Raw genomic sequence first — 12,629 nt, 5'->3', positions numbered from 1 at the left:
TGGGTAAAGGTAATAAAGCATTTACATCATATAGGCTGACGGGAATCGTATGCCCAATATACTCTTCAATGGCTGGTAAATTCACAGCATAACGTTCGCAAGCAAAGCTAATAGAATGCCCGCTTTGTCCTGCTCGCCCTGTTCGTCCGATTCGGTGCACGTAATCTTCGCGATCATCGGGTAGATCGTAATTGAACACGTGCGTGACTTCAGGAATATGTAAACCTCGAGCCGCGACATCAGTTGCTACTAAAATATCTAATTCGCCTTTGGTAAAGCTCCCTAGCAAGCTCAGTCGTTTCTTCTGCGGAATATCGCCTGTAAGTAAGCCAACGCGGTGCCCATCTGCTTGTAAATATCGCCAAATTTCTTCGCAGCCGTGTTTAGTATTAGAGAAAACTATACAACGTTCAGGCCACTCTTCCTCTAAGAGCGTGAGTAATAATGCCATTTTGTCTTCGTTAGATGGATAGAATAGCTCTTCTTTGATTCGATGCCCTGTACGTTGAAGCGGTTCAATTTCAACATATTTTGTCTCATTCATATCTTCATACGCTAACTCACGCACACGTGGCGAAAGCGTTGCTGAGAAAAGCATCGTAAGGCGTTCGGTTGGCTTCGGACATTTACGCATTAAATAGCGAATATCTTTAATAAAACCGAGATCGAACATTCGATCCGCTTCGTCTAATACAATCACTTGTACGCAATTGAGATTGATAATGCCTTGCTTCACATAATCAATCACACGCCCTGTTGTGCCAACTAAAATATCAACACCTTTTTCTATCTCTTGTATCTGTTTTTCATAGCCATCGCCACCATAAGCAAGTGCGAGTTTCAAGCGAGTTTGTTTAACTAACAGTTCAGCATCGGAAGCAATCTGCACTGCAAGTTCTCTGGTCGGGGCTAGAATCATTGCTCGAGGCTGGTTTTTCTGCGTTTGTAGATCGTGTGTGAGTAGATGATGAAAGGTTGCAATGAGAAACGCCATCGTTTTGCCTGTGCCTGTTTGAGCTTGGCCTGCAATATCATTGCCATTTAACGTAATAGGTAATGTTTGAGCTTGAATGGGTGTACAAAACTTAAAGCCTTTACTATCAAGGGCAGAAAGCACTTTTTCGTGAATCGGGAAATCGCTAAAGCGTTGTTCGGTAAGATGTGTTAGCATCGGAATTCCTTGTTGAATAAAGCCTAAACTCTAGGCGAAAATTGTTACGATTTTACCGTAACTTATTGCAAAACGCCAATAATTGGCTATACTACGCAGCGAGTTGGTTAGACAATCGCTGGTTTATTGAAGCCCTTAACCGTGTTCACACGACCTAGTGGGACAAGTAAACGAGAGGAAAGTCCGAGCTACACAGGGCAGAGTGCCAGATAACGTCTGGGCGGCGTGAGCCGACGACCAGTGCAACAGAGAGCAGACCGCCATTTTTAGAAATGGTAAGGGTGAAAGGGTGCGGTAAGAGCGCACCGCGTGGGTGGCAACACTTCACGGCAGGGTAAACTCCACTCGTAGCAAGACCAAATAGGAACTCAATGGATGGCCCGTCCAGAGTTCGGGTAGGTTGCTTGAGCATAATAGTGATGTTATGCCTAGAGGAATGATTGTCCACGACAGAACTCGGCTTATCGACTAACTCATCTTATTCCAGCGAACTGTTTTTAAGATTTTAAGAACGGTTCGCTTTTTTTCTATTATCAGGAATATAATATGAAATCTCTTTTTACGATCCTTTTTTCGCTTTTTTCTCCCCACGTCTTTGCACACCCACACGCTTTTGTCGATCTGAAAACGCAAGCCCTAACGGAAAACCAAGTGCTAAAAGGCTTCCGTATGTCTTGGACATTAGACGAAATTGCTTCCAGTACGCTAATTTATGAAATGCAATCAAGCCGCGATCTAAATAAAACCAAGCAAGATCTGACTAAGGAGATGATTGATACAGCAAAGCAAGACCACTATTTCAGCTATCTCTACAACCAGAAAAGCAATCTGATTCCGTTTACCGAAACGCCTTCTGATTACGGCTTTGTGGTGGAAAATAACCGCATTATTTTTTCGATGAACGTCTATCTAAGCGTGCCACAAAAACTGAGCATTGTACCTATCACATTGATGAGCTATGAGCCGACTTACTATATGGCGATGGAGTATAATGACCAAAGTGATGTGTCGATTGATGATAAAAAATGTGAAATTAAAGTGGTGCAACCGAAAGTGGATGATACCTTGAAACTTTATGCCTCAAGTTTGGACAAAGATCAAATACCAGAAGATCAATCACTTGGGCGTGCCTTTGCTCAAAAGGTAGAGATGAAATGCAAAAATTAAAATTAACAGCTGTTTCTTTGCTCGTATTAGCCTTATTGGCAGTCGCTGTTTATTGGGTTTATCCGCTCTTGCTGCATAATGTGATACTGTGGCAAAAAGCGTTTAACTTACAACTTTCTAGCTCGCTTAATCAGCTTAGTCAACAACATCAAGAAGCGGGCATTACCCTTATTTTTATCAGCTTTTTCTATGGTATTTTTCACGCTATAGGTCCTGGACACGGTAAGTTTATTCTCACGAGCTACTTAGCTTTAGAACAGTCGAAACTCAGACAAGCGGTCAAAATTAGCTTGGCATCTTCCATTGTGCAAGGGATCGTTGCTATTTTGCTAGTGTCGATTATCGTTGTTGCCTTTACGCTTTCTCGCACATATTTCAATTTAACGCTTAAATGGGTGGAGAGGGGCAGTTTTATGCTGATGGTTTTGCTAGGGATTTATTGGATTTATCAAGCGTGGCAAGGCATTCGCCCGCCTAAATTGCAGATTAGAAAAATTAGCCCAATGCAAATGTCCCAAGAAAAAACACCGCTTGTCTCACATCATATTCATCATGAGCATTGTGGTTGCGGGCATCAACATCTGCCTTCATCAGCACAAATGAACCAGTCAACAGGTTGGAAAAGCCAACTTTTCTTGATTTTGAGTATTGGATCGCGCCCATGTTCTGGGGCAATTTTAGTGCTGTTTCTCTCTTATACACTCAATATTTACCTTTGGGGTATATTGGCTGCCTTAATAATGGCACTTGGTACAGGCATTACACTTACAATCTTTGCGTTGATTGTGGTCTTTGCCCGCCATAAAGCTGTGAAGTTAACAGCATGGTATTTGCCTACTAAATTTAACTTGCTGATTGCAAGTGGTTTGAAATTTTTGACTGCTTGTGTGTTGATTGGAATGGGAATTTTGTTATTACACGCTAGTTTTGTTGAAGTAGCAGCAAGGGTAATTTTTAGAAAATAATATCTTATTATGACATTTGAAAAGAATATTTGAACAAGCAGTTTCCATAAGTGTTACTGCTTGTTCTTATTTTAAAGAAAAGGTTAAATCATATAATCCTCTTTCAACATATGACGATAAGCATATAAGTAAGAAGCTCCTACGAATGCGGCTCCACCCGTTACATTTCCTAAGAACACAGGGATCATATTTAAGAAAAACTGCCCCCAAGTCACGTTTGCCCCAGCAAAAATGCCCGCTGGAATGATAAACATATTTGCCACGAAATGTTGCAAACCAATAAGCACAAAGATCATTACAGGGAACCACATTGCCAGAATACGTCCAGATGTATGTTTTGCACCAAAATAGAACCAAATACCCATACAAACCATCCAGTTACACGCAATAGCGGAAAGAAAAGCTCTACCAAAATCCATATTTACTTTAGCTTCAGCAATGGCAATAGTTTTGGTTTGAGCAACACCTTCAGCTAAGCCAACATAATGCCCTAAAAAGTATGCCATAAAAAGGGCACCAGTAAGATTACCAAGGCTGACTATAACCCAGTTTCGCACCAATTTGTTAAGGCTTACACGTTTGCTGAGGCGACCTAAAGCCATCATCATCATATTTCCAGTTGCCAATTCGCCACCACCAATCAGAATACAGATTAAACAAATGGGGAATACTGCAGCCCCAAGCAGATTGGCAAGTCCTGCCCAATCGGCAGGAATGCCACTGACGACTTTTAAATATGCCATATAACCAAAACTTACATAACCACCACCTAAAAAACTTAAAATAGCTAAGGTTTTTAATTGACCTTGTGATTTAGCATAGCTTTTATCAATCACATCTTGCAGAATTTCATGTGGGTAAAGATCGCGATGTTGCATAATTTTCCTTATAAATGTTATTAAAATGAATGATATTGTGATGAAAGTAATGTAACAAAGCGGTTGGAAAAAAGGAAAGAATTGCTAATTCTATGTTGTGCAGTTTGGTTATAACAAAAAACAATCATTTGTGGCGAAGTTCTTCAATGTTACAAGCGGTTAAGTTAACAAAAACGTTTGCAAATTTCACCGCTTATTGTTTTCTTGAGTATTTATCAGAATATTACTCTTATTAAATGAAGGAAAAATGGAACATTTTATTCAAGGTTTGATTGTTTGCTTTGGCTTGATTGTATCAATCGGGGTACAAAATGCCTTGCCATTTTTACAGTGGGGAGTGTTTGAGCAACTTTAATTTATTTTTATACTAAAAAGTAGTAAAGCATAAAAATTTACTCTGACTTTTTTGATCAAATGCTATTGAAATTCCCCGAATAATTCACCAAAATGGGGTGTCATTTTCAGAAATATTTTAAGAAGTGAAATTATGTGTCAATTATTAGGAATGAATTGTAATACACCGACCGATATTACTTTCTCTTTTGAAGGCTTTCGGCGACGGGCAGGAGTAACCGACCAACATACTGATGGGTTTGGTATCGCTTTTTTTGAAGGAAAGGGCGTGCGTATTTTTCGTGATAATCGCCCAGGTGCTTCTTCACCAATGGCGGATTTAGTCAGCCAATATAAAATTAAATCATTTAACGTGATTTCGCATATTCGTAAGGCAACGCGTGGCGATGTGAATTTGGAAAATACCCACCCTTTTATTCGCGAACTGTGGGGTGAAAACTGGGTTTTTGCTCATAATGGCACGGTGGAAGGCGTTTGCCCTTGTGCTGATTGCCATTATCAACCAATTGGGACAACGGACTCCGAAGCGGCATTTTGTTGTATTGTGTCTCGTTTGCGTGAACGGTTTGATAAAAAGCCGAGTGAAAAAGAGATTTTCGATACAGTAGTCGAGATTACTTCTGATATTGCCACTCACGGTGTATTTAACTTCATTATGTCGAACGGGCATTGGATGATCGCACGTTGTTCAACTAGACTTTATTATGTGACACGTAAAGCTCCTTTCAGTAAGGCTCTACGCGATGATGATGTAGAAATTGATTTCAGCAAATACACCACAGAAAATGATAAAGTGACCATTATTGCTACTCAGCCACTTACCAAAAATGAAAATTGGATCAAGATGAAAAACGGCGGTTATGTCTTTTTCAAAAATGGAGAATTAGTGGAAGAGATTGAAGGTACATTGCCAGATAATCAGTCGCACGTTTAGTTATTAACGAATACTTTTAAATAAGCTTAAAATATTTGCACCTCAAAAGTTGGACTTACTAACAAATTAAGGTGCAAATTTCTTTATGTATTATGCTTTTTAAATTTTAGTCAAAAGCACCACCGTCTCACAAGCAATCCCTTCGCCTCGTCCTGTAAAACCTAGCTTTTCAGTTGTTGTCGCTTTGACATTCACTTGCATTACATCGCATTGTAAATCATCAGCAATAGTTTGACGCATTTGGTCGATATAAGGTCGCATTTTCGGGGCTTGTGCAATAATGGTCACATCTACATTACCTACTTTATAACCTTGTTCCCGCACACGGCGATAAGCTTCAATCAATAATTTACGGCTGTCGGCATTTTTGTATTGCATATCAGTATCTGGAAAAAGCTTGCCAATATCGCCCAATGCAACCGCACCTAATAATGCATCAGTTAAGGCGTGCAACGCCACATCGCCATCGCTGTGCGCAATAAAACCTGTGTGATAAGGTACTGCTACGCCACAAATCATCAATGGACGATCTTGCCCAAAAGCATGTACATCAAAACCGTGTCCAATTCGAATCATTTTGTAATCCTCTTAAATCTGTCTTAATCGTTTCTCGTTAAATAAAATTCTGCCAAAGCTAAATCCTCAGGGCGGGTAATTTTGATATTGTCAGCTCTGCCAGCCACTAATTGTGGATGAAAACCTAAAAACTCCATTGCAGAAGCTTCATCAGTAATTACCGCATTTGCAGAAAATGCCGCTGATAATGCTTTTTTCAACATTTGTGCGGGAAAAAATTGCGGGGTTAATGCGTGCCATAAGGTTGAACGATCTTCAGTATGTGAAATCGTTTTGGCATCTTGGGAACGCTTTATCGTATCAATAGCAGGTGTAGCAAGAATGCCACCTTGTTCATCTTCAATTTGCAAAAGTTTGTCTAAATCTGACCGCTTTAAACAAGGGCGAGCGGCATCGTGCACCAATGCCCATGCGTTTTCTGGCACTTTTTGCAATGCATTGAATACTGAATCTGCACGGGTTTCCCCACCAAAAACTACCTCGACTTTTGGATCTTGTAATAAGAGTATCTCAGGATAGTACTGATCTTCTTGTGAAACAGCAACCACAACTTTTTCAACCTGTGGGTGAGCTAAGACGGTGGAAAGCGTATGCTCTAAAATTGTTTTCCCAAGCAATTTTAGATATTGTTTTGGTATATTAGCTTTCATTCGGCTACCCACACCTGATGCAGGAATAATCGCAAAAATTTGTCTGTTCATTTTACTTCTCATTTTTAGGAATAATGCGGTAGAACACTTCGTCTGATTTCACCATTTCGTGTTCCGTGCGGGCACGCTCTTCTAAGGCGTTCACACCGTGTTTTAAATCATAAATTTCCGCTTCAATTAACCCATTACGCATTGCCAAACGCTCATTTTCTTTTTTGACAGCTTCTAGACTTGCTGAAGCATCTTGATAATCATTCCACCCATTTTCGCCAAACCAGAAATTATATTGAAAGAAAATCAGCAGAAATGCTAAAAAACTAACTAATACACGCATCTTTTTCTTGTTCCTTATTCAAAAAGCGGTGGAATTTTACCGTTTTTTTTGCAAAAAAGGAAAAATTTGTTATTCCACAAGTAGGAGCTTTAGAATAAACGTAGCAAACCCTCAAATTTTCTTCACTTTTTTTTAAAATGTGAAGTAGTTGGCATTTTTTTTAATTAGAACGGGGTAGAATCAGCTTAATTCTTAAATACACACATTGGAGTGAGGTGATTTATGTTAAATCGTATCGAACAAGAACTTGCAGAACTCGGCATTACTAACGTCAAAGAAATTGTGCGTAATCCAAGTTACGAACAACTTTTTGAAGAAGAGGTTAACCCAAATTTAGAAGGCTATGAGAAAGGTCGCCTGACGAATTTAGGCGCTGTTGCAGTAGATACAGGGATTTTTACAGGTCGTTCACCGAAAGATAAATATATCGTCTATGATGAAACTACCAAAGATCATATTTGGTGGACAACCGATGAAGTAAAAAATGACAACAAACCAATGAGTCAAACTACGTGGCAAAGTTTGAAAGAGTTAGTCACTCACGAACTTTCAAACAAACGCTTATTTGTGATTGATGGTTTCTGTGGTGCAAGCCCTCGCCATCACATCGCTGTTCGTATTATTACGGAAGTTGCGTGGCAAGCTCACTTTGTAAAAAATATGTTCATTCGCCCAACAGAAGAACAGCTTAAAGACTTCAAGCCAGATTTCGTTGTAATGAATGGTTCAAAAGTGACCAATCCAAACTGGAAAGAACAAGGCTTAAATTCTGAAAACTTTGTGGCGTTTAACCTAACCGAAGCGGTACAACTTATTGGTGGTACTTGGTACGGTGGCGAAATGAAAAAAGGGATGTTCTCAATGATGAATTTCCTCTTACCATTAAAAGATATTGCTGCTATGCACTGCTCAGCTAACGTAGGTAACGATGGCGATGTAGCAGTATTCTTTGGTTTATCTGGTACAGGTAAAACTACCCTTTCAACCGATCCAAAACGAAAACTTATCGGTGACGATGAGCATGGTTGGGATGATGAAGGTGTATTCAACTTCGAAGGTGGTTGTTATGCGAAAACTATTAACCTCAGTGAAGAAAATGAACCAGATATTTACCGTGCAATTCGTCGCGATGCATTATTAGAAAACGTAGTCGTACGTGAAGATGGTTCTATTGACTTTGCCGATAAATCAAAAACAGAAAATACCCGTGTGTCTTACCCAATTTATCACATTGATAATATTGTGGAACCTGTATCAAAAGCAGGGCACGCGAAAAAAGTGATTTTCTTAACTGCCGATGCGTTCGGTGTGTTACCACCTGTGTCTAAACTTACACCAGAACAGACTAAATACTACTTCTTATCTGGCTTCACCGCAAAATTAGCGGGTACAGAGCGTGGTATTACTGAACCAACTCCAACCTTCTCAGCATGTTTCGGTGCAGCATTCTTAACACTTCACCCAACTAAATATGCAGAAGTGTTAGTGAAACGTATGGAAGAATCTGGTGCGGAAGCCTATTTAGTAAACACTGGTTGGAACGGTACAGGTAAACGTATTTCTATTAAAGATACTCGCGGTATCATCGATGCGATTTTAGATGGCTCAATCGAAAAAGCAGAAATGGGTGAATTACCAATATTCAACTTGGCCATTCCAAAAGCTTTACCAGGCGTAGATACCCATATCTTAGACCCTCGCAACACTTACGAAGATAAAGCACAATGGCAAGCTAAAGCAGAAGATCTAGCGGGTCGTTTCGTGAAAAACTTTGTAAAATATACAACCAATGATGAAGGAAAATCATTAGTTGCGGCTGGTCCGAAATTATAATTCTGACTTTAATACTTAAAGTGTAATATAAATCACTGCACTCTATTTGTTGGATAGATTATCTAATAGAAATAGAGTGCAGATTTTTTTATCTCTTTTAGAATATCATCTTCTATGTATTTAGAAGATGATTTTTTGGCATTGCTTAATGCCATCTATTTCAATTTTCATCCTAAAATAAACTGCTTGTTATTCGTCTAAACACATATCTAAAAAATGTTTTCTTCTAAAAAATAAAATAAATTTCCGAACTTAATAAGCATTGATTAAATTTTTGATCTGTTTGGTTGTAAGATGACTTTATATTTCTTTTAAGTAGTCAAATTTGTTTTCGTTTCTGTAAGGAGATTTATAAAGAGAGTAATCAATGGAATAAGTAGGGAGAATTAGATGCGAATGGAAAGATAAATGTATTTAATTGGCAGGGTAGTATAGGAGCAGGAAATTCTGATGGTTCTGTTGGAATTAAGAAATATTCTAGTGCAACGCTTTGGACGGGATAAGTGGGATATTATTGACCTAGGGAAAGTATACACCGATCCACTATATGATAATCGACATATTAATGCTGCATATACGATCAGTGTTGCTAGTAAGGTTGGTTAGATCTTTTAGGGTGGTATTATATGAAAAATGCAAGCCAACATTTTTTACCAGCTTGCATTCATTTAATTCATTGTAATAAGAAATTATTTTTTCTTAGGTGCGATAACCATTACTGCTTGGCGGCCTTCTAATTTACCTGGTGCAGATTCAACTGCTGCAATTTCAGCCGTATCTTGTTTTACACGCTCTAATACATCTAAACCGATGTCTTGGTGGGCCATTTCACGACCACGGAAACGCACGGTAATTTTGACTTTATCGCCATCTTCTAAGAAACGTACGATACTACGTAATTTAACTTGGTAGTCGCCCTCATCTGTACCTGGACGGAATTTAATTTCCTTCACTTGAACGACTTTCTGTTTTTTCTTCTGCTCTTTTGCCGCTTTTTCTTTCTCATAAATGAACTTACCATAGTTCATAATACGACAAACTGGCGGTTCAGCATTTGGGCTGATTTCTACTAAGTCTAACTCAGCTTCTTCTGCTCTCGCCAAAGCATCTTGAATTGACACGATACCAACTTGCTCGCCATTTTCATCAGTTAAGCGAACTTCCTTCACGCCACGGATTTCTTCGTTAAGACGGTGAGCGCGATTTGACTGAACACGTTTTACAGGTTTAATAGTATTATTCCTCTAGTTAGTTTATATGTAAGCTGCATCAAAGCAGGTTTTGTTTAAATCGTTTGCCTTTTAAGATAAAAACGGGCGGAATTCTAGCGGATCTAAATTGATTATGCAATAGTCAATCGTTTGAGCCGAGAAAACTTATGGCAAAAATGGCATTTAAGCGTAAGGCTCGCTATAATAAGTCGCTCTAATTTGAGGTTTTTATGAATTTACAGTGGCAAAAATATCCGCACAATGCGAGAAAACTTTTTAAACTCACTATCCCTATTTTTATCTCCCAACTTTCCGCCTCAGGTATGGGGCTTGCTGATATTGTAATGGCAGGCTTAGTCAGCGATGATGATGTTTCTGCTATTGCAGTCAGCAACTCAATTTACTTTCCACTGTTCCTTTTTGTGCTCGGCTTACTCAATGCGATTACGCCAACCGTTTCTTATTTGAATGGTTCGAACCAACGCCACCTTATTGCTCACCAAGTGCGACAAGGCTTTTGGCTTGTGTTGACTATGTCCATTCCGCTAATTTTGATTTTCTGCAATAGCTATCTGATTTTGGACTATATGCATACGCCCGAATCGTTTTCGAGCAAATCACAGCAATATTTGATGATTATGGCAATCGGCATCGTGCCCGCCCTACTTGCTATCAATCTTCGCTGTATGAATGACGGCTTGTCGAACCCAAAACCTGCGATGATTATTACCTTCTTTGGCTTGCTACTGAATATTCCGCTTAACTACATCTTTATTTTTGGTAAATTTGGCTTGCCTGAAATGGGTTCCGTTGGCTGTGGTATTGCGACTGCCATTGTGAACTGCGTGATGTTCTTGATGATGTTCTATTACTGCTACACCAACAAATCGCAACGCGATATTGGCTTATTTAGTAAATGGATGGAAATGCCAAGCGGTCAAACTTTATTAAAAATTTGCAAACTTGGTTTACCCATCGGTTTTGCGACTTTCACCGAAGTGATGCTGTTTTCCACATCAGCACTCTTCCTTTCACCATTAGGTGCACAGGTCGTGGCAAGCCATCAAGCCGCATTACAAACCAGCTCGCTCTTTTTTATGATTCCAATGTCATTTAGCATCGCAACCACCATTGTGATTGGGCAAACCTTGGGGCAAAAACGCCTTGATGATGCAAAAGTATTAAGCTATCACGCCCTGCTAACAGGTTTTATGTTTGCCTGCCTTGCGGCGGTTGTGATTGTGTTATTAGATAAATACATCCCGCTGGCATTCACGCGTGATTCGCTTTCGATCTCTATTGCTGCTAACTTGCTTTTGTTCGCTGCGGTGTACCAAATCCCGGATGCACTCCAGGCAGTGGCTAATGGTGTATTACGTGGTTACAAACACACAAAACCGATTTTATATGTGACGATTTTTTGCTATTGGATTGTCGGAATGCCTCTCGGTTATATTTTGTCCAGAACGGAGCTTATCGTTGAACCAATGGCAGCCCAAGGGTTCTGGCTAACTTTCTGCATTAGCTTGAGCTTTGCAAGCGGTCTATTAATTTGGCAAATTCGTAAAATTCAGAAAGTACCACACGAAGTGCTAATTCAAAAATTGGAACGGATTAAATAGTAAAAAAATTCTAGGTAACCTATGCAAACGCTCAATACGCTCACGCTTCCTCTTAACTGTGCCAGCCTTATTGAGGCTTCAGCAGGCACAGGCAAAACGCATACCATTAAAAACCTCTATCTTCGCTTATTACTAGGCATCAGCCACGATGGTGAACCGCTAGAACCATTAACAGTTGAACAAATCTTAGTAGTAACTTTCACCAAAGCGGCAACTGAAGAACTTAAAGACCGTATCCGCCAAAATATTCAAGATTGTTACGCCTATTTTTCGGCAAAACTCACCGAGCAAGCGGTGAAAAATGATGATTTTTTTGCAGAACTTTTCGAGAAAGTCGAAAAGAAAGAGGAAGCCTTGCTTCGCTTACGTATCGCTGAGCGAGAGATTGATTTGGCAAGCGTGTTTACCATTCACAGCTTCTGCCAAAAGATGCTTTATCAATTTGCATTTGATTCGGGCATCAGTTTTGAGTTTGAACTGCAACAAAACGAACAGCAATTGCTCAAACGCCTTGCCCAAGAAGTGTGGCGTGAGCAGTTCTACCCGATGAATTTAAGTGAAACGAGCATCGTTGCTGATGAGCTTAAAACGCCACAAGATGCATTGGATGCGGTACGTACTTTTTTAACGGAAACCTTGCCTGAATTGAACGACGATCAACAAGGCATTAACCAACCTTTTGCCGAGCATTTAAAAGCCTATCAACAATTATTGGCAGACGTTCGCCAATATTGGCGAGCTAACCGCGAAGAAATTGTAAGTCCGATCATCAATGAATTGAATAAAAAATATAAAACAGGCGTAAAAAAGGCGTTGAATCGCCGCTCATATCAAATGCGTTATCTGGAAAATTGGTTGAAATCAGTGGATACTTGGGCAGAAAGTGAAGCTATTTATTTCCCCGCAGAGCATTTTTCACGCTTTTGCCAAAAAA

Annotated in this window: 12 protein-coding genes, 1 other RNA gene and 1 pseudogene; 8 read left to right on the top strand and 6 right to left on the bottom strand. The window is 39.6% G+C overall.

What is annotated here, in order from left to right; translation table 11 throughout:
• The coding region (rhlB, locus tag KH943_RS05920) for an ATP-dependent RNA helicase RhlB (protein WP_304108878.1) at window positions 1-1,171 on the bottom strand (1,171 nt) is incomplete at its 3' end.
• Window positions 1,172-1,270: 99 nt separating this feature from the next.
• On the opposite strand from rhlB, the gene rnpB reads away from it, so the two are divergent.
• The 3 genes from rnpB to KH943_RS05905 all read left to right on the top strand — a co-directional run bounded on the left by rnpB (window position 1,271) and on the right by KH943_RS05905 (window position 3,303).
• Window positions 1,271-1,651: RNase P RNA component class A (rnpB, locus tag KH943_RS05915), an RNA gene on the top strand.
• A 66-nt stretch (window positions 1,652-1,717) separates the two neighbouring features.
• Window positions 1,718-2,338, top strand: a complete 621-nt coding sequence (locus KH943_RS05910; protein WP_304108875.1) for a DUF1007 family protein — start codon at window positions 1,718-1,720, stop codon at window positions 2,336-2,338.
• Entirely contained in the window at window positions 2,326-3,303 is a 978-nt protein-coding gene (locus tag KH943_RS05905) for a nickel/cobalt transporter (protein WP_304108874.1), read from the top strand. The genes KH943_RS05910 and KH943_RS05905 overlap by 13 nt, the downstream gene beginning before the upstream one ends.
• 83 nt (window positions 3,304-3,386) lie before the next feature.
• Here KH943_RS05905 and KH943_RS05900 read toward each other — a convergent pair whose 3' ends face one another.
• Entirely contained in the window at window positions 3,387-4,181 is a 795-nt protein-coding gene (locus tag KH943_RS05900; protein ID WP_304108871.1) for a formate/nitrite transporter family protein, read from the bottom strand.
• Window positions 4,182-4,428: 247 nt separating this feature from the next.
• Between KH943_RS05900 and KH943_RS05895 the strand changes: the two are divergent.
• A pseudogene (locus tag KH943_RS05895) lies at window positions 4,429-4,530 on the top strand (amino acid transporter); the annotation flags it as partial.
• Between the two features lie 138 nt (window positions 4,531-4,668).
• Entirely contained in the window at window positions 4,669-5,469 is an 801-nt protein-coding gene (locus tag KH943_RS05890; protein ID WP_304108869.1) for a class II glutamine amidotransferase, read from the top strand.
• 99 nt (window positions 5,470-5,568) lie between these two features.
• On the opposite strand, the gene ispF is transcribed toward KH943_RS05890, so the two are convergent.
• Genes ispF through ftsB form a run of 3 tightly spaced genes read right to left on the bottom strand, consistent with a single transcriptional unit; the run spans window position 5,569 to window position 7,029 of the window.
• The gene (ispF, locus tag KH943_RS05885; protein WP_304108865.1) at window positions 5,569-6,045 is read right to left on the bottom strand and encodes a 2-C-methyl-D-erythritol 2,4-cyclodiphosphate synthase; all 477 of its coding nucleotides are present in this window, start codon (window positions 6,043-6,045) and stop codon (window positions 5,569-5,571) included.
• Between the two features lie 23 nt (window positions 6,046-6,068).
• Window positions 6,069-6,746, bottom strand: coding sequence for a 2-C-methyl-D-erythritol 4-phosphate cytidylyltransferase (gene ispD, locus KH943_RS05880; protein ID WP_304108862.1), 678 nt, complete (start codon window positions 6,744-6,746; stop codon window positions 6,069-6,071).
• A 1-nt stretch (window position 6,747) separates the two neighbouring features.
• Window positions 6,748-7,029, bottom strand: coding sequence for a cell division protein FtsB (gene ftsB, locus KH943_RS05875; protein WP_304108860.1), 282 nt, complete (start codon window positions 7,027-7,029; stop codon window positions 6,748-6,750).
• Between the two features lie 222 nt (window positions 7,030-7,251).
• On the opposite strand from ftsB, the gene pckA reads away from it, so the two are divergent.
• Window positions 7,252-8,862, top strand: coding sequence for a phosphoenolpyruvate carboxykinase (ATP) (gene pckA, locus KH943_RS05870; RefSeq protein ID WP_304108857.1), 1,611 nt, complete (start codon window positions 7,252-7,254; stop codon window positions 8,860-8,862).
• Between the two features lie 689 nt (window positions 8,863-9,551).
• On the opposite strand, the gene infC is transcribed toward pckA, so the two are convergent.
• Complete coding sequence (gene infC / locus KH943_RS05865; RefSeq protein WP_078208069.1) at window positions 9,552-10,094, bottom strand: translation initiation factor IF-3; 543 nt, start codon at window positions 10,092-10,094, stop codon at window positions 9,552-9,554.
• A 209-nt stretch (window positions 10,095-10,303) separates the two neighbouring features.
• On the opposite strand from infC, the gene KH943_RS05860 reads away from it, so the two are divergent.
• On the top strand, window positions 10,304-11,695 hold the full coding sequence (locus KH943_RS05860) for an MATE family efflux transporter (RefSeq protein ID WP_304108854.1): 1,392 nt from the start codon (window positions 10,304-10,306) through the stop codon (window positions 11,693-11,695).
• 21 nt (window positions 11,696-11,716) lie between these two features.
• The coding region (locus KH943_RS05855) for a UvrD-helicase domain-containing protein (RefSeq protein ID WP_304108853.1) at window positions 11,717-12,629 on the top strand (913 nt) is incomplete at its 3' end.

Source organism: Haemophilus parahaemolyticus, from assembly GCF_018373095.1.
GTDB classification, from domain to species: domain Bacteria; phylum Pseudomonadota; class Gammaproteobacteria; order Enterobacterales; family Pasteurellaceae; genus Haemophilus_A; species Haemophilus_A parahaemolyticus_A.
The sequence above is the reverse complement of the archived record's forward strand: the minus strand, read 5'-3'. Positions and strand labels throughout refer to the sequence as shown.

Coding starts and splice junctions, on each gene's coding strand:
- KH943_RS05860 (WP_304108854.1), top strand. CDS start 10,304: ATGAATTTACAGTGGCAAAAATATCCGCACAATGCGAGAAAACTTTTT.
- ftsB (WP_304108860.1), bottom strand. CDS start 7,029: ATGCGTGTATTAGTTAGTTTTTTAGCATTTCTGCTGATTTTCTTTCAA.
- KH943_RS05910 (WP_304108875.1), top strand. CDS start 1,718: ATGAAATCTCTTTTTACGATCCTTTTTTCGCTTTTTTCTCCCCACGTC.
- ispF (WP_304108865.1), bottom strand. CDS start 6,045: ATGATTCGAATTGGACACGGTTTTGATGTACATGCTTTTGGGCAAGAT.
- KH943_RS05905 (WP_304108874.1), top strand. CDS start 2,326: ATGCAAAAATTAAAATTAACAGCTGTTTCTTTGCTCGTATTAGCCTTA.
- pckA (WP_304108857.1), top strand. CDS start 7,252: ATGTTAAATCGTATCGAACAAGAACTTGCAGAACTCGGCATTACTAAC.
- ispD (WP_304108862.1), bottom strand. CDS start 6,746: ATGAACAGACAAATTTTTGCGATTATTCCTGCATCAGGTGTGGGTAGC.
- KH943_RS05900 (WP_304108871.1), bottom strand. CDS start 4,181: ATGCAACATCGCGATCTTTACCCACATGAAATTCTGCAAGATGTGATT.
- KH943_RS05890 (WP_304108869.1), top strand. CDS start 4,669: ATGTGTCAATTATTAGGAATGAATTGTAATACACCGACCGATATTACT.